At 38.7% G+C, this 18,338-nt stretch carries 13 protein-coding genes; 9 read left to right on the forward strand and 4 right to left on the reverse strand.

The genetic code is table 11. The features are described from left to right. Positions 1-113: 113 nt before the first annotated feature. The 4 genes from cysD to AC1M9D_RS06335 all read left to right on the forward strand — a co-directional run bounded on the left by cysD (position 114) and on the right by AC1M9D_RS06335 (position 4,606). A complete protein-coding gene (cysD, locus tag AC1M9D_RS06320; protein WP_035266686.1) occupies positions 114-1,028 on the forward strand; it encodes a sulfate adenylyltransferase subunit CysD in 915 nt (304 codons plus the stop codon). Positions 1,029-1,153: 125 nt separating this feature from the next. After that, entirely contained in the window at positions 1,154-2,770 is a 1,617-nt protein-coding gene (gene cysN, locus AC1M9D_RS06325) for a sulfate adenylyltransferase subunit CysN (protein ID WP_481611748.1), read from the forward strand. 590 nt (positions 2,771-3,360) lie between these two features. Beyond that, entirely contained in the window at positions 3,361-3,609 is a 249-nt protein-coding gene (locus AC1M9D_RS06330; RefSeq protein ID WP_481590616.1) for a DUF2798 domain-containing protein, read from the forward strand. Positions 3,610-3,730: 121 nt separating this feature from the next. Then, positions 3,731-4,606 carry an SDR family oxidoreductase gene (locus AC1M9D_RS06335; RefSeq protein ID WP_481611749.1) on the forward strand — a complete coding sequence of 292 codons (876 nt, stop codon included), beginning with the start codon at positions 3,731-3,733 and terminating at the stop codon, positions 4,604-4,606. A 56-nt stretch (positions 4,607-4,662) separates the two neighbouring features. Here the strand turns inward: AC1M9D_RS06335 and AC1M9D_RS06340 are convergent, their stop codons facing one another. From AC1M9D_RS06340 to AC1M9D_RS06350, 3 genes are all read right to left on the reverse strand, one after another. Beyond that, positions 4,663-7,083, reverse strand: a complete 2,421-nt coding sequence (locus tag AC1M9D_RS06340; protein ID WP_481611750.1) for a glycerophosphodiester phosphodiesterase family protein — start codon at positions 7,081-7,083, stop codon at positions 4,663-4,665. A gap of 264 nt (positions 7,084-7,347) precedes the next feature. After that, on the reverse strand, positions 7,348-9,807 hold the full coding sequence (locus tag AC1M9D_RS06345; protein ID WP_481611751.1) for a glycerophosphodiester phosphodiesterase family protein: 2,460 nt from the start codon (positions 9,805-9,807) through the stop codon (positions 7,348-7,350). A gap of 138 nt (positions 9,808-9,945) precedes the next feature. Next, the gene (locus AC1M9D_RS06350; protein WP_155756968.1) at positions 9,946-10,236 is read right to left on the reverse strand and encodes a hypothetical protein; all 291 of its coding nucleotides are present in this window, start codon (positions 10,234-10,236) and stop codon (positions 9,946-9,948) included. 131 nt (positions 10,237-10,367) lie between these two features. Between AC1M9D_RS06350 and AC1M9D_RS06355 the strand changes: the two genes are divergently transcribed. Beyond that, positions 10,368-11,360, forward strand: coding sequence for an NAD(P)H-quinone oxidoreductase (locus AC1M9D_RS06355; protein ID WP_481611752.1), 993 nt, complete (start codon positions 10,368-10,370; stop codon positions 11,358-11,360). A gap of 82 nt (positions 11,361-11,442) precedes the next feature. Here AC1M9D_RS06355 and AC1M9D_RS06360 read toward each other — a convergent pair whose 3' ends face one another. Further along, positions 11,443-12,120, reverse strand: coding sequence for a YetF domain-containing protein (locus tag AC1M9D_RS06360; RefSeq protein WP_481611753.1), 678 nt, complete (start codon positions 12,118-12,120; stop codon positions 11,443-11,445). Between the two features lie 310 nt (positions 12,121-12,430). Here AC1M9D_RS06360 and AC1M9D_RS06365 point away from each other — a divergent pair, with 310 nt between their 5' ends. The 4 genes from AC1M9D_RS06365 (at position 12,431) to AC1M9D_RS06380 (ending at position 18,185) form a co-directional block, all read left to right on the forward strand. Continuing rightward, the gene (locus AC1M9D_RS06365) at positions 12,431-14,092 is read left to right on the forward strand and encodes a sensor domain-containing diguanylate cyclase (protein ID WP_481611754.1); all 1,662 of its coding nucleotides are present in this window, start codon (positions 12,431-12,433) and stop codon (positions 14,090-14,092) included. 58 nt (positions 14,093-14,150) lie between these two features. Further along, positions 14,151-15,197, forward strand: a complete 1,047-nt coding sequence (locus AC1M9D_RS06370; protein WP_481611755.1) for a molecular chaperone DnaJ — start codon at positions 14,151-14,153, stop codon at positions 15,195-15,197. Positions 15,198-15,385: 188 nt separating this feature from the next. Beyond that, a complete protein-coding gene (locus tag AC1M9D_RS06375; protein ID WP_481611756.1) occupies positions 15,386-17,107 on the forward strand; it encodes a thiamine pyrophosphate-dependent enzyme in 1,722 nt (573 codons plus the stop codon). Between the two features lie 358 nt (positions 17,108-17,465). Beyond that, positions 17,466-18,185 carry a carbonic anhydrase gene (locus tag AC1M9D_RS06380; protein WP_481611757.1) on the forward strand — a complete coding sequence of 240 codons (720 nt, stop codon included), beginning with the start codon at positions 17,466-17,468 and terminating at the stop codon, positions 18,183-18,185. Positions 18,186-18,338 lie beyond the last annotated feature (153 nt).

Raw genomic sequence — 18,338 nt, forward strand, 5'->3', positions numbered from 1 at the left:
ATTTGAGTATATTAATATAAAAAAACGAGATAAAGCTCCGTTGTCTAAATCACTATAATGAATATAAATTTTCAAAAGTGTCATAAGTACACATATTCTAGCTGGTGTTGTCCATGTCATTAAATGAGGAAAGACTTACTCATCTTAAACAGCTTGAAGCTGAGAGTATTCATATCATTCGCGAAGTTGCTGCAGAATTCGAAAATCCAGTCATGCTTTATTCGATTGGTAAGGACTCGGCAGTTATGCTGCATTTAGCGCTTAAAGCATTCTATCCTGCAAAACTCCCTTTTCCACTGTTACATGTAGATACAGGTTGGAAATTTAAGGACATGATTGCTTTCCGCGACAATATGGCTAAGCAACACGGTTTCGATCTTATCGTCCACCAAAATAAAGAAGGTAAGGATGCTGGGATTAACCCATTTGATCATGGTAGTTCGAAATATACTGATATCATGAAAACTCAGGGTTTAAAACAGGCATTAGATAAATACAAGTTCGATGCTGCATTTGGTGGTGCTCGCCGTGATGAAGAAAAATCACGTGCCAAAGAACGTGTGTATTCATTCCGTGATGATAAACATCGTTGGGATCCTAAAAACCAACGTCCAGAACTTTGGAATCTTTACAATGGTAAAGTGAATAAAGGCGAAAGTATCCGTGTGTTCCCATTGTCGAACTGGACTGAGCTTGATATTTGGCAATATATTTACTTAGAAAGTATTCCACTTGTTCCATTGTATTTAGCGGCAGAACGACCTGTTGTTGAGCGTAGTGGTACATTAATTATGGTGGATGATGAGCGTATGCCTTTAAAAGAAGGTGAAGTTCCACAAATGAAATCGGTTCGTTTCCGTACTTTGGGGTGTTACCCATTGACAGGTGCGGTGGAGTCGACTGCTAACACCTTGCCAGAAATTATCCAAGAAATGTTGCTTGCAACGAGTTCTGAGCGCCAAGGTCGAATGATTGACCATGATGAAGCGGGCTCGATGGAAAAGAAAAAGCAAGAAGGTTACTTCTAGAATCTCTCTGCCGCAGCAGTGCTGCTCCTCTCTTTGTAAAAGAGAGGAGTCATCCTCCTTTTTCAAAGGGGGAACGAGGGGGATTCAAATACACCGATTTCAACATATTTGTGGAGCTATGAGCCATGTCTCATCAATCAGATTTGATTAGCCAAGATATCTTGGGTTATTTAAAACAACACGAAAATAAAGACTTATTACGCTTTTTGACTTGCGGTAACGTAGATGATGGTAAATCAACTTTAATTGGTCGTTTACTTTACGATTCAAAATTGATTTATGAAGATCAATTGCAAGCCGTGACACGTGACTCTAAAAAAGTCGGTACAACAGGGGATGCACCTGACTTAGCGCTACTTGTAGATGGTTTACAAGCAGAGCGTGAGCAAGGTATTACGATTGATGTAGCTTACCGTTATTTCTCTACAGAAAAACGTAAGTTTATTATTGCCGACACTCCGGGGCATGAACAATACACACGTAACATGGCTACAGGTGCGTCTACGTGTGATCTTGCGATCATTTTAATTGATGCGCGTTACGGTGTTCAGACACAAACACGTCGTCATACGTATATTGCAAGCTTACTTGGTATTAAGAACATTATTGTTGCGATCAACAAAATGGACTTGGTTGAATTCTCTGAAGCACGATTCAATGAGATTCAAACTGAATATGCAGGCTTTGTTGCACAATTGGGTGACCGTAAACCATCTAACATCATCTTTACGCCGATTTCTGCGTTAAATGGTGATAACGTTGTAAACAAATCTCCAAATACGCCGTGGTACACAGGCGAAACTTTGATGGGTACGCTTGAATCTGTAGAGATTAATCGTACTTCAGCTAAAGCTGACTTCCGCTTCCCTGTACAGTATGTGAACCGTCCTAACCTCGATTTCCGTGGTTTCTGCGGTACGATCGCACTAGGTGATATCAACGTTGGAGATACGATTACTGCGTTGCCATCAGGTAAATCATCTACAGTTAAAGAAATCGTGACTTTTGATGGTAACTTAGAACGTGCAGTTGCTGGTCAAGCAGTGACATTAACGTTAAACGACGAGATTGATATTTCTCGTGGTAACGTACTTGTACGTGGAGACCAAGAAGTACCGGCAATTTCTCGTTCTGTTCAAGCGACTGTTGTATGGATGGCAGATCAACCGCTTGCGATTGGTAAGTTATATAACGTGAAGATTGGTACGCAAACTGTTCCTGCTAAGGTAACAGCAATTAACTTCCGTACAAACGTAAATACGCTTGAAAAAGTTCAAGTTGAAAACTTAGAGCTGAATGCGATTGCGAATGTAACGATTGAATTTGATGCACCAGTCGTATTTGACCGTTATCAAGATAGCCGTTACACAGGTTCATTTATCTTTATTGACCGCTTAAGCAACGTTACAGTTGGTGCAGGTATGGTTGAAGAGGCAGTTGAGTGGACTGCACATAATGAGCCTGTAACATCAGAAGCACGTGCGGCGCGTTTGGGTCAAAAACCTGCTGCGGTAACTGTATCAAATGCTGCAATTGTGAATGCACAAGTATTAGAAAGCTTATTGATCCAACAAGGTGTTGTCGCGATTGCTAAAGCTGGTTTAACTGCTGAGCAAGTTGCATTATTACGTGAAACTGGAGTGGTGGTCATTACTGATACTGCAACAGGTACGGATGCAAGTTTTGAAGTAGAAGCTGCTGAAGAATTGGCTGAGAAGATTGTGGAATTGGTTCGTCTTTAAGATTGACTGATTTAAAAAAACCCGCCTGATGGCGGGTTTTTTTATTTAAAATTCAATAACGACCACACTAGCCCTAATGAGCTAAGATAGAATGAACATTAACGATAAATTCGAGATATGATGAAAATAGTAGCGTATTTGCTTTTGATGCTCTTAACGGCATGTGTTAATGCTCCGATACAACAAAAACACCCTAGTAAAGCTTGTTTAGAATACCAACAAATGATGACAGCGCCTATGCCTAGAGAAGCTATGCAAAAACTGAAAAAAAAATGCTTCGAATCTAAAGAATAGAGATTAACGGTAAAATTGAACTAAAAACTTAAAACATTTTCGTAGAGTAGAAAAGCTAAAAAATAAAATCATCGTTTAAAGTTAAATATTTTTTTATTGCTCATGAGTCTTGATTAAGATGGAAACTAATCCATTCTATTTAATAGTCATTTACTAAGAAAAAATATTAAATCATGCCTCAAGGTTCAAAATTTTAACGATATTGGATTAGTTTTGTGTGCTTGAAACTTGAAAAATATAGGAATAGTGATTGCATTGGTGCTAAATTAAATGAGATGAAATGATTAGGCGCTACAATGAATAAAGCACTCCCAAAATTTCACCCCAAACATCTCAATTGGCTGATGCCGTTAATTTTGTCATGTTTGATGAGTGGTTCAATTTCTTTAATTAATATTGTAATGAATCGTGGAATTTTTGATGGGATCTGGGTGGTCTGGATAAAGACGTGGGCAATGTCTTGGTTAATCGCATTTCCATTGATTTTAATATTTTTACCTGTGGTAAGAAAAATCTTAATGCGTTTTGTAAAAACGATACCATAGCCCTTGAATGAAAGGTTTGATTAGCATTTAAAACAACAATTATAAAATTCTATGATCTTGCAACTGTTAAAAAATCGGGATAATTTTGCAAGTCGATAAAAACTACAACCTAAGGATTGGCATGACATATAACTCAGTATTCAAGGAAAACTTATTTCAGAATCAGGTCATCATTGTGACAGGAGGTGGTTCTGGTATTGGACGTTGTACAGCTCATGAGCTTGCATCATTGGGTGCACAAGTGATTATTACAGGGCGTACCCAAGAAAAACTCGATAAAGTTGTTGCTGAAATCATGGAAGATGGTGGTAGGGCCTATGGCATCGCTTGTGATAATCGTGATGAAGCACAAGTGAAAGCCATGATAAGCGAAGTAATTGAAAAATTCGGACGAATTGATGGCTTGGTGAATAATGCAGGCGGACAATTTCCAGCGCATTTAGAAAAAATCTCAGCCAATGGATTTGATGCTGTCATTCGAAACAATCTACACGCTACATTCTATCTTATGCGCGAAGCTTACAATCAATGGATGAATAAGCATGGTGGAAGTATTGTCAACATGACTGCTGATATGTGGGGAGGTATGCCGAATATGGGACATTCAGGCGCAGCCCGTGCAGGGGTTGATAATCTGACCAAGACAGCTGCTGTCGAATGGGGTAAATCAGGAGTTCGTGTGAATGCCGTAGCACCTGGATGGATTTTGTCATCAGGTATGGATACATATACTGGTGAAATGGCTGAAAAAGTGATTCCAAGTATGGCGGAGAAAGTTCCTTTGCAACGCATGGGAACAGAAGCTGAGGTGTCATCAGCTATCGTCTATTTATTGTCTGAAGCATCTAAATTTATATCGGGTGTCACGATACGGATTGATGGCGCAGCTTCTCAAGGCACACGTATATTTCCATTAAGTCCGGCTGAGAATAATCAAGCCTATGATGGATTTCACCGTTCTTTTTTACCCGAAGTGATTCAAAATTTAAAAAAATAAGAAATGCCCAATTGAAGCTTTAAACTTAACAATTGGGCATGTAAATTTAAAGTTTCTTACTGAATCGTGACTGTCACGGGTTTACCGTACAGGGTGTAGCTATAATTCGGAGCAATCGTGTATTGATAGCTCGGCATGACATAGGCTTTGCCTTTTTCACTAAACGTAATCGACTGACCATTTTTACTATATTTGGCAGAACCAGGCAGAACAATCATTGAATTAAAGTTTTGTGCTGAAGCCTTACCTATTTGAGTAACTTTTTCTCCACTAAAAACAACAGGCTGTCCCACTTTCGCATTAATTTGACCTGGAGTATTGATCTTGACGACTAAATCAGAAGATTCATGAGCATAATCGGTGGTTAAGCCATGTGTTCCTTGTACATACATACGATTAAAATCATCTTTATTGGTACGGAATGTCCAAGGCCAGAAAGTTACGCCACGTAAGCTCGCCATTGACATTAACTCTTTGCTTAATCCTGCAAAAGACGGGTTAAATGTAGAAGAATATTTTTGAGTCGCGTCTAATATTCGACGTGTGTTTACAATATTGCTTTGTGCGTTCGGCGTACTCGTTAAGAAGCCTGTAGAAACACCCGGTAAGGTATTTTTCATCTGTAAGATTTGATCACCATTAAAACTAATAACAATCGATTGATCATAGGCATTATGCTTATCTAAAAGCTCTTTAATCTTCGCTACAATTTCAGGCTTAGCACTTTTAATTTCGATGAAATTGGTCACATGGGGGTATTTTTTGACTGCAGCCAAAACCTCATCCATGGTTGGAACTGGGCGACCATTGGGAATCGTACGTAACTGACGAATTTCAGCTAAGGTGAGATCTTCAGTATTTCTATTATCACCTGTGGTACGAGTTAATGTTCCATCATGCATTAGGAAAACATGACCATCTTTCGATAGATAGACATCATATTCAACTGCGTCAGCACCCACCTCAATAGCTTTAATTGTTCCTTCTAAAGTATTTTCATCCTCTAAAGCTGGAATGCCACGATGGCCTGTGATGAGGGGTTTTCTTAACAGGGTATTCGGTGCCATCTGCTTCATAATGTTTTGGAAAACATCTGGCTGTTGTGTATAGATCCCATTAATCCCAGTGCTTAAAATATCAGCTGCTTTGAATGCATCAATGCCATCTTTTTGATCTGGATGAAGTGTGCTTGCCCAAGGTGTAATTAATAAGCGTTGTAGATGAGATACGACTTCTGATTGCACTAAGTGCGACGGTAAAATGACAATTTTTGATAAAGAAGAATTGGTATTATGAGCAATTTTTACAATATCTGATTTACTATTGGTTAAACCAGATTGTTTTGAATAGTCGAGTGCTGTACGCAATACAGGGATTTCAACACGAGCTTTACGTAAGAGTTCAGGCTGATCCGACACCAAGGTGATATCAGCGAGATCATAGTTTTCTGTCAACGTTTTCAGATTACGAATTGTTGTTTCTGAATTGATCGTTAATAGCGGAATATGACGTCGTGTTGAATCATTTAAATAATCTTTTAAATGAGTAATTTTCTTTTGATCTTGGTTAAGAAGATTGAGTTGCTCATCCAGTTGGTAGGCAACATGAGTTGCTAATGGAGCTGAGTTCAGTGTAGTTGCGCCAGCAGGCTGAGCGAGTGCTGGTGCCATAGAGACTGGCAATTGCTGATCGATTAGATCTGTAACTCGATTAGACTCTGGTAGGGCTTCAAGTTGCTCAGTCACTTTAATTGAATCTACACGCATCAAAGCGCCAGCTGTAGAAATGCCAATGCCACCCTGATTTAAATTGTAAGGTAGCGTGCTATCGAGTACGAGTTCATCATTAATATAATGGCGTACGCGTTGGCCATGTACGATGACTGTTGCTTTGTAGGTTTTATTTAACTCAAAATTCTCTTTATATGCAGATTTCTGTAAAACATTCCATGTGTTGTTAGGTTGACGCATAGAAAGTTCAAGACCACTTGCAGCGGTTGCATCAACACGAAATGCGAATTGGTAATACGGCGTAAAAGCTGGATCAGCATATTGATCAGCGGCACGATAGATGATGCTACCCCAACGCCCGCCATTGTTATTTTCTAAGAAAGCAAAATCCATATCGATACGATAATTACGATGTTGCTGTAGTTCGTTTGGCAACATGATGGTCGTCATTTGTGTATCGTGCGCCGTACCATTGATGAGTAGTGCTCCATCTTTAACTTCAATATTCCCTGGATTGCTACGAAGTTGAGTCCAATTGTTTGGAATAGTAGTTAAAGCATTGAAATTTTCTTCAAAAAGTATTTCGGGTACAGGTACTTCAATGTCTGGTGTTTCTGGTTCAGGAGATGGATTAGGATTTTCCGTTTGATCTGGATTTGATACAGCATTTTTTTGATCATCATCGGAGCAAGCCGTTAAGCTTAATGTTAATAATATTGCTGACGTCAGTGTTGTAAATTTCATCATTAAAAAGTACTCGAAAAGTATGTCCCTAAGCGAGACACAATCTAAGTACATAAAATGACAATTCTATGGATTTGTCATAAAGTAAAAAAAATATTACATATTAAATATTTATGAAATTCATCAGTTTTAAATACTGTCGTGTTTAAGCGGTGAACATCATTAAAAGTCCAGTTGAAATCTTATGAAAAGATGAGGGAAAATGCGATTTTCGAAAAAAACCAACTCAGCGAACTGAATTGGTCTCCAAATATCAATGTGATGTGCTTATTGAATGGTCACAGTCACGGGTTTTGCATAGATGGTATAGGTGAAATTGGGTGCTATGGTGTATTGGTAGCTTGGCATGACATAGGCTGTACCACGTTCACTGAAACTCACAGATTGACCATTTAGAGTATATTTTGCAGAGCCTGATAGTACGAGCATCGTATTGAAGCTTTGGTAACTAGATTGACCCAGTTGCGTTAATTTTTGCCCAGCGATTTGTAAAGGTTGACCAACAGTTGCTGTTATTTGTCGTGGAGTTTTAATTTTGACCACAAAATTAGATGCATCTTGCGCATAATCTGTGGTCAACCCATGTGTACCTTGAATGTACATACGATAGAAATCATTTTTTATTAAACGGAACGTCCAAGGCCAGAAGGTCACCCCACGTAAACTTGCCAGATACATGACGTCCTGATTCAAACCACTATAATTCGGATTGAATGTCGAAGAAAATTGTCGTGTTGTTTCCAAAATTCTTCGAATGTTTAGAAAAGTAGTTTGTTCCTTTGGTGGATATACCAATAAACCCGTTGATACACCTTTTAGAGTGTTCTTCATTTCAAGAATTTGTTGCCCATCAAAACTTATGACAATGGCTTGACCATATGCATCATATTTATCAAGTAAATCTTTAATTTTTAAAATTATTTCGGGTTTTGCACTCTTAATCTCGATAAAATTGGTGACATGTGGGTACTTTTTAACTACTGCAGCCAATACTTCATCCATCGTTGGTATGGCAAGTCGCTGCCCGGTCGTTTTTAGTTTACGAACTTCTTCGAGCGTCATGTTCTCAATATTTTTTGCGATACCCGTTGTGCGTAAAACCGATTTATCATGCATTAAAACGACATGGTCATCTTTCGTCAGATAGACATCATATTCCACGGCATCAGCACCAACTTCTATCGCCTTAAGAATACCTTCAAGGGTATTTTCATCAACTTGAGATGGAATTCCACGATGACCTGTAATGAGTGGTTTACGAAGTAGGGTGTTGGGCGCCATTGAGCGCATGATGGAATGAAATAATTCAGGCTGATGTGTATAAATGCCATTTACGCCTGTTGTTAATATCTCAGCAGCTTGATAGGCATCAAGCTTAGGACTGGTCTGTCCAGAAATATTGTGGGTAAAACCTGCCCAAGGTGTGATCAATAAACGTTGCAAGTGTGCAACTACATGAGACTGAACCAAATGGGCTGGTAAAATCACAATTTTAGAAAGTGATGTATTGGTTGCCTGTGCAATTTTCACAACACTATTTTGATCTGAAATCAAATTGCCCTTTTCAGACCAGTCCAATGCTGTACGGATTTCTGGAATCTCCACACGCGCTTTTCTTAATAGATATGGATCATCAGAGACTAGCGTGACATCACTAAAATCATAATCTGAAGACAAAGATCTTAATTCAGCCAGTGTGTTTTCAGAGTCGATATGCAGAAGAGGAAGTGTTCTTTTGGTTTGATCAGAAAGAAGACTTCTGAGGCGCATCGAGGTCTTATTGTCGAAATCTTTTAAAAATAATTGTTCATCAAGTTGGTAAGCAATATAAGTGGCGGTATGAGCGTTATCATTTGTTAATGAGTCGGCTGGTTGCGCTAAAGCAGGCGCCATTGCAACCGGATATTTGTGATCAATGACATCTGTAATCCGATCTTGAGTAGGGAGGGCATCAAGTTGTTCAATCACCTGTATTGTGTTGACCTTCATCAGCAATCCTGCTGCTGAAAGTCCAATGGCACCTTGGTTTAGGTTGGTGGGTAATTCACCATCAAAAACCAATTGATCATTCAAGTAATGACGAACACGTTGATCATGAACAACAACTGTAGCCTTATAAGGTGTATTTAAAGCAATGTTTGATTCGAATTTGGATGTATTGATGACATTCCATGTGTTATTTGAGCGTCTAAGTGCGAGTTCTAGACCATTATAAGCAGATGCATCTGCACGAATAGCAAATTGGTAGTATGGTGTATATTCAGGTTGAGCAAACACATCTGAAGCTCTATAAATAATACTTCCCCAACGAGTACCGTTATTACGCTCAAGGTATTCAAATTCTAACTCAATTTTATAGTTGCGAAGCTTTTGAAAATCCGAACTTAACATGATGGTGGTGGGTTTGGTTAAATCTTTGCGACCATCAATCAGTAAGGCACCTTCTTTAAATTGAATGCTACCTGGATTTGAAGGCAGAATATTCCAATCAGAAGGTATTGAATAAAGTTCAGTAAAATCCAGATTTAAATAAGTGTTTGGTTGTGGAACATTGATCGGTGTTTCAGGTTCGAGATCTGGTGGTAGGGATGGTTTTGGATCTTCAGGTTGAATTGGTATGGGTGGCTCAGGGGTATTTGGTAATGTTGATTTAGGTTGATCTTCCCCAGAGCATCCTGCTAAACCGAGCATGAGCGATAGTGTGACAACTAGAGTCTGCTTTTTCATTTTAAAATTCTCGAGTGTACGATCCATGACGACCTTAAAATCGATGAAATTAAGGTTACAATTCCGTTGTAAATCAAAAAAATACGAAGCTTTGTTTATATTATTGAGTTATTTTAATATTCGTGTCTGAGGCAAGGTTCAAAATAAAAGATTTAAAACTTGCCATCCACCAATAATGACACGAATGATCCCCAAAGCGACGAACAATATCATTTCAAAAAAACAGAAAACTAAAAAAGTCCAACCTGCTGCACCATCCACTTTGCTCGCATCGTATTCAATGTATAGCAATAACAACACCAGCCCAATTTGGAAGTAGATCATCGCAATTACTGCTGAATCCCATGGAAAACTTAACAAAAAAGTCCAACAGATGATGACCAAGGCAGCAAAACTGCATGGCAAAATAAATTGCAGCAAGTAACGCATATTATTTTCCCCAAAAAATAATGATTCGTTTTCATCCTTATACATAAGTAATACAGGACTTTATCAATGCGATCAACTATGATGAAATTGATTGAAATGAATGAAAAGTATTGTAAATAAAGGATTTGATTATGGCACAAAGCATGCAACATGTGATCATTACTGAACCAGGCGGCGTTGAGAAGTTGGCTTATGAAACGGTTGATATTCCGCAACCTAAAGACAATGAAGTCTTGGTGAAAGTACATGCTTTCGGCATTAACCGTCCTGATATTTTACAGCGCCAAGGTTTATATCCAATGCCTAAAGGGGTCACACCTGTACCTGGGTTAGAGGTATCAGGGGAAGTCGTTGCAGTAGGGGCTGAGGTAAACGCCTATCAGGTGGGGGATCAAGTGTGTGGACTCACCAATGGTGGTGGTTATGCCGAATACTGTGTGGTGCCTGAATCTCAGCTGATTAATATTCCTGCAGGGGTGAGTCATATTCAAGCTGCTGCAATTCCAGAAACATTTTTTACCGTTTGGGCGAATATTTTTCAAATGGGCAAAGCTAAAGCGGGGGAAACGGCTTTAATCCATGGCGGAACCAGTGGGATTGGAACAACAGCATTAATGTTGTGTAACGCATTTGGCTTAAAAACTTTTGCGACTGTTGGCTCAGATGAGAAAGTAAAAGCAATTCAAGATTTGACGCATGCAATTAATTATAAAACGGAAGACTTTGAACAGGTCATTCAGCAAGCGACAGAAGAAAATGGCGTAGATATTGTCTTAGATATAGTTGGAGCGCCTTATTTAGCCCAAAACTTGAATGTATTACGTCGTGATGGGCGTTTGGTTTATATCGCATTTCTTGGAGGAGCTAAAGCTGACGGCGTAAAATTAGGTCAAATCATGATGAAGCGTTTAACCATTACTGGCTCAACCATGCGTGCACGTACCACAGCAGAAAAAGCCAAAATCGCTCAAGATTTAAAGACACATGTTGCGCCGTTATGGGCAAAAGGTGAATGTCTACCGATGATTTATAAAACTTTTAATTTTGATGAGATTCAAGCGGCTCATTTGGCAATGGATGCAGGTGATCACATTGGTAAAATTGTGGTGAAAGTCTTGGATTAATCTCAACCACCTATGTTCGATTGAGTCAGCGCTGAGGATGAATAATCTGCTTCGTCCCAACAGACTGTAGATTATTCATCTGCTAACCAATTCTTAGACTGTTCATTGCTTGCGTCCAATCTTGGCAAGAACAGCGCGGACAATCTTGAAGTGGTTGTTGAAGTTCAGTACAGAATCCACAATGTGTACACGCATATATTACGCTAGGTTTTACCTTGTATATTGATTGAGCTTGATCTGGAAAAATTGGTAAGCCATATTTAACTTGTTCATCGGGATAAAACAAAATACTGAAATTCCCATCGGACTCTAATAGACCGACTCGAATTTGACCTAAATGCTCAACAGATTGACGACGCATTTCCGAAAAGAACTCATCATGCGACATATTGCCTTGCTTGAATGCTTCAAGGACGAGCATGCCATCTTTCACGATGTAGCAGGATTTACCTTCGACTAAGTCTTCGAAAGGCTGATATTTCATCATTAACCACGTTGTGGTGCGGTAAAGTAAGATGATCACACTCATGACGACTACGGCTTGAATTAAGGGTAAATCCTCCGTAAACATTGGATCTCCAGCAATCGATCCAAGACAAAGAATAATGGCAACTTCAAAGATAGACAGCTGTCTAACCCCTCGCTTGCCTGTCAAACGAAGAAAAAGAATGATGAGTAAATACATCACCACACATCGGATTAAAATCTCGAAAACAAATACCCATGTGGTGTCGTAAAAAAAGATAGAAGCAAAATCCATTTGTTCCTCAATTTTCTAGGTGATTCTACTTAAGCTATCAAGCGCCAAAAAAAAGAAATACAGAATTATTGTCGAATTATTATGACTGTATGTAGATGTGGTGCGTGACTTGAATATTAAATCATGTTGTTTAAAAAGATAGGGAGTGGAATTACAGTTGTTAATGTTAATCAGGATTTTGAATATATGAGATAAGGTTGGCATTTTTTATTCATTACAATGAGCTGAAATGTTTGTTATGTATTTGTAATATTCTGTTATATTCTTATGGTTGCATGTTTCGGTGTTTAACCAAGAGTTAAGGTGTATTTTGGATTCATTCCGTAATCGCGTTCTGTTCATATTTGCTGGGTTAACCATTATCCTTGGGATATGCGTATCCCTGTATATTGGAAATATCGCATCTCAGCACTTGGCTAAAGCCAGTGGACAGACCCTACATGTCGCAGCAAAAAATATCAGTAATGCCTTGGCAACTTCTCTTGCTGAACGCGAGCGCGAAATGGTGCTGCTCAGCCAATCTCCATTCTTTTCAGAAGCAAGTCTAGATGATCCACGTGTTCGTACACGCTTGGAACAAGTCAAAAATGCGTATGTCTATTATGCTTGGATGGGGGTAACAGATTTAAACGGTGATGTTCAAATTGCTGCGGATGGTATTCTTGAAGGTGAAAACGTTTCTTCACGGCCATGGTTTAAGGCAGGTTTACAGGGTACATACTTAGGTGATGTGCATGAAGCTGTGTTATTGGCAAAAAAAATTCAAGCTTTAAATCCTCATGAGCCGATGCGTTTTATTGATTTCGCAACACCAATCTATGATCCAAATACTCAAAAATTAAAAGGAGTGTTAGCTGCACATGCAGATTGGGAGTGGGCACGTCATATTCTCAATAAAGCATTATCTCAAACAGCATCTCAGCGTGGCATAGAAGTCTTTATCTTAAACAAACAGGGTGAACTGCTGTATCCATTTAAAAGTATTGGACGAGTCAAGCCACCTCAACTTCAAGTCAACGATGCACTTTATTATATTGATGATTGGAATGAAGGGCAGGATTTCTTAACCGCAAATATTGCGGTGGAGTCTGAGACAAAAAGTGATATTGGTTGGCATGTGGTAATTCGTCAACCTTTGGCGATTGCTTTGGCAGATATGCGTGATTTGCAGTTCAAAATCTTCCTGATTGGTTTATTCGTCTCGCTATTTATCTTTTATGTGATTTATCAACTTGCCAATAAATTGAGCAGACCCATTGAGGCTTTAGCTAAATCGGCTTATGCGGTCGAACAGGGAGACGTGCATACGGCATTTCATAGTCAAAGCAGCATCCGTGAAATCCAAGGATTATCACATTCTCTACAAAGCATGACGCATACCTTATTGGAACAGAAACAACAATTGCTTGAGGCAAACCAATCTCTAGAGCGTAAGGTTCAAGAGCGCACTCGAGCACTTGAATTGGCTAATCTTGAGTTGATTCGATTGTCACGACATGACGCATTAACAGGTTTACACAATCGCCGTGCTTTAAACGAACAACTTGAAGACCTGTTTGCTCAACATAAAAGAAATCAAATTGGCTATGCAGCACTTATATTGGATGTCGATTATTTTAAGCAAGTCAACGATCGATATGGTCATGATCAAGGGGATCAAGTGTTACAACAAGTGGCAAAAATCCTTGATCAAGCAACACGTGAGACCGATTTTGTGGCACGTTATGGTGGTGAAGAATTTGTAATTTTATTGCCAGCAACACATCTAATGGGTGCGCAAATTTTGGCAGAGAAAATTCGTACATTGGTGGAACAAGCTGTTATTTTGGCAGAGAAAACTTTGACCGTCAGTATTGGTGTCAGTGTGACTGATCTCAACGATACTGATGCTTATGCCATTCTTAAACGAGCAGATCGACATCTTTATCAAGCAAAAGCCAATGGTCGAAATCAAACTGTAATCGATGCTTAAAATAAAGCATCCACATTTTGCTAAACTCAGTATTCTCTCATTGGACTAAGCACCTAACGTGACTTCATTCAAAATTCAAACCAGTTCTTTTGCACAACTTGTTCAAGTTCCTCAAGATCATAAGTTACGGATTTTGATTGATCAAATTGAACAGCAAAAATTACAATTATCCGCATGGCAACACGCGCAAGAAGAAATTCGTGCCTACACGCAGAAGAAACTTATTCCTGTCTATCGTGATGTTTATCAAGTGCTGTTTCAGCAATTACAAAGTCTATGGAATAGCCTAAGTCAAATTGATTTAAATAAGTCGTCTCAAAAGGCAGTAGAAGAGAAGTGTTTTAACTTGACCCAAATGTTGAGCAAATCAAATATGCTCAATGAAACTCAAATTGAGACAGTTGAAAAATTACATATTTATTTCGAACAGGTGTTTGCTCAACCACGAAATAAGCAAGATAAAAAGAACAACTTAGAATCTAGTCAAGCACCAGATGCTCATGGTGAACAAAATGATTCAACGATTGATGACGATTCATTGTGGGACAAAGCGCAGTATCAACAAGCAAGGCAGCAAGCCAAACTTAAACGGCAGCAAGATAAACAAGCCGAAGCAGAAAAGTTAGTGAATCAATCCCTGAAAACAGTATATCTCAAAACTGCATCTATCATTCATCCAGACCGTGAACCTGATGAATCCAAAAAGGCTGCAAAGACGGCATTATTACAACGTGTTAATGAAGCTTATGAGCAAGAGGATTTATTCACGCTATTGAAGTTACAACTTGAAGTTGAGCAACTTCAAGTCGGTATACAGAAAGCTATTCAGCAAGATCAATTGAAGTACTATCAACAAGTATTGCAAGCACAGAGTTTAACTTTAGAAAAGCAAATCCAGATATTGATTAATAGCTTAGTGTGGTCAAACAAGGCAAAAATTGGAGTACAAAAAACACAAGGTGCTTTAAATATTCAAAAACTCTATCAACAGATTGACCAAGATGTTTCATCGTTAAAACAACAACTCAAATTGGAAAAGCAGCGTTTAATTGAAATGTCAAAAGCTTCCGGGTTAGCATTTTTGATTGAACATTCACTTCTTTGAATCTAAAACATACGAGCTATAAATAGCTGTTAATGACATCTACTCATTCCGTATTTCTCAATGGTTGATTGTCCTATTATTAAAAAATTAATATTATAATTTATATAAAATGTGTATTTTGTCGCATTTATTTGATGTATTGACCATAATATAACGATAATGCTCTAAAAACTAAAACTAGGAATAACATGAAAAGTAAAAAAGTCTCAGACATTATGATTGAAGTGTTGGAACAAGTCGGCGTAAAGCACTGTTACGGCATCGTTGGAGATACGCTTAATCACTTTACCGATTCTTTATCAAGTAGTTCTATTCAATGGATCAATGTTCGCCATGAAGAAGTAGGTGCATTTGCAGCAGGTGCAGATTCATTGATGAGTGGCAATTTGACAGTATGTGCTGGCTCATGTGGTCCTGGAAGCTTGCATTTTATTAATGGTCTGTACGAATCACACCGTAATGGTGCTCCTGTGGTTTTGATCGCAAGCCAACTTTCAACCGAACAAGCAGGCTATTTAGATTTTCCCCGATATGTCGACTTTAAAGAAATTTATAAAAGTTGTTCTGTATATTGCGAGGAGATCAAAGCAGCCAGTCAAGTCAGACATGTGATGACATTGGCCTGTCAGGCAGCACTGAATAAACGTGGCGTAGCGGTGGTCATTATGCCAACCAATATCAGCAGTCAATATATTCAGGAAACATTGGATTTCAAGGTACATCATCCGCAGCCTGAAACTACGCCTAATCCTGCTGAACTTGATCAGATTAAAAACGTCATCAATGCTCATCAAAAAGTCACGATTTATGCGGGTATTGGAGCTCAGCATGCTCACGATGAAGTGGTTGAACTTTCGAAAAAATTAAATGCACCCGTTGTGCATACCTCACGTGCGAAACATTTTATTGAATATGATAATCCTCATAATATGGGGATGAATGGTATGTATGGTAATAAAGCAGCCTTACATGCGATTAATCATAGTGAGGTATTGTTACTGCTTGGAACGGACTTTGCGTGGCCACAGTTTTATCCTAAACACGCGAAGATTATTCAAATCGATGTCGATGCTACTCATTTAGGTCGTCGCTATCCTATAGATTTTGGTGCTGTTGGACATATTGCACCAACGCTGCGTGCATTAATCCCTTTAGTTGAAAACAAGCAGAACCAACACTTTATTCAAGAGTGCTTAGATTTAAAGAAAGTTGCAGATGCAGCTCGTTTGAAAGAAGAGCGTATAGGTAAAGATGGTTTGATCCACCCGCAATATGTGGTGGCGCTTCTCAACAAATATGCAGATGATGATGCATTTTTCACTGGAGATGCAGGCTCATCGAAACTATGGATGCTTCGTCACATCGATACCAATGGTAAGCGTAAATTGCTATGTAGTTTACTGCACGGTACGATGGCAAACTCGATGCCTCAAGCACTCGGGATTAAAAAAGCCTTTCCTGAACGTCAGGTGATTGCGCTATGTGGTGATGGTGGTCTGAGTATGCTGTTGGGTGATCTCATGACCATCGTACAGGAAAAGTTGCCGATCAAAATTGTTGTCTTTAATAACCATTCGCTCAATTTTGTAGAGCTTGAACAAAAAGTTGATGGCTTACTGGATAATTTTACCAAATTAGCGAACCCTGATTTTGGCAAAGTCGCTGAAGCGATCGGGATTTATGGCATGACTCAAAAAGATGGTCATGGTTTGGAAACAGCTATTCAGAAGTTTTTAGCTCATGATGGTCCTGCACTAATCGATATTCATACCAACCCTGTAGAGTTGGTGATGCCACCAGAACCAAAATTTGAGCAAGTGAAGGCGACTTCATTGTATGCGATGAAGGCGGTTTTAGCTGGTCGAGGAGATGAGGTTAAAGATCTAATCGTGAATAATTTTATTAAATAAAATCGTTCGTCTCTTTAATCATTTTTTATGACAGTTTCTTCAAGTACTCACGCGATATTTATATCTGCTAGTCTTGAAGAAGCTTTTTTTATACCGTTAAGTAAAATTATAATAAAAAATACAGTAAATTTACAATAAAAATTATCTTAAAAAATAAGTATTAACCCTTCATAAAATCATTTTGATCAATATCGTCATTGTTCAAACTGCTCATAGTTTCTATAACTGTGTTCCATTTTTGATTCAGTCATGATCAAGATGTGGAGTTCATTTGATCTATGAGAATATCAAATAGATTAAAATAATAATGGTAAAAATCACATAAATTAATGAACGGTTCGCGTATTAAGGTTTAATGATGAGAAGTTTTTTTCAAGTATTTTCACTTTCTATTCTTTCTTCAAGTGTATGGGCAGGTGCAGATTGGGATTATCACCACCCTGAACAATGGAACACACTGAGTCCCAATTTTGCAGCCTGTTCTGGTCAGAATCAGTCACCAATTAACATTGAGCGTTCTGTAAAAGCGGATTTGAAACCATTGCAGTTTAGCTATCAAACTTTGATTCAACGTATTCATAACAATGGTCATACGGTTCAAGTCGACTTTAAAGAGGGCGGAGAGTTGATGCTGGATGGTGATCGTTTTCAACTCAAACAATTTCATTTGCATACCCCGAGTGAAAATAAAATTCATGGGAAGCAATATCCGTTAGAAATTCATTTTGTACATGCCAATGCCAAAGGAGAGCTGGCTGTTGTGGGTATGATGTATGCACAAGGTGCCGAGAATCCGCAGTTGGCAAGAATATGGAATTCATTACCGAAGCTAAAAGGGCAAACTGTTGTGTTAAAACAGCCCCAGTCTGTTAATCATTTATTGCCAAAGAATTTGAATTATTATCGTTTTAGTGGGTCGCTTACTACACCACCATGTTCTGAGGGTGTTCGCTGGCTAATTTTAAAAGAGATCCAAACAGCCTCAGTCAAGCAGATTGAGGACTTTGCTAAGTTGCTTGGTCATCCGAATAATCGTCCTATTCAGCCGTTGAATGGCCGTGTAGTTGTGGAGAATTGATAAAAAGGGAGTGGAGGAAATATTGATAGAGCATAGAGTTCTCTAATAATTTTCTCCTCTCCTGATCCTAGACAGTATCGTGGACAACAAATCCCTCTAAATTCTTAAAATATTTCTGTTCAAAGGCTTCTGGGCTTAACCAGCCGTTTGCGG

The organism is Acinetobacter sp. ANC_7682, from assembly GCF_056779795.1.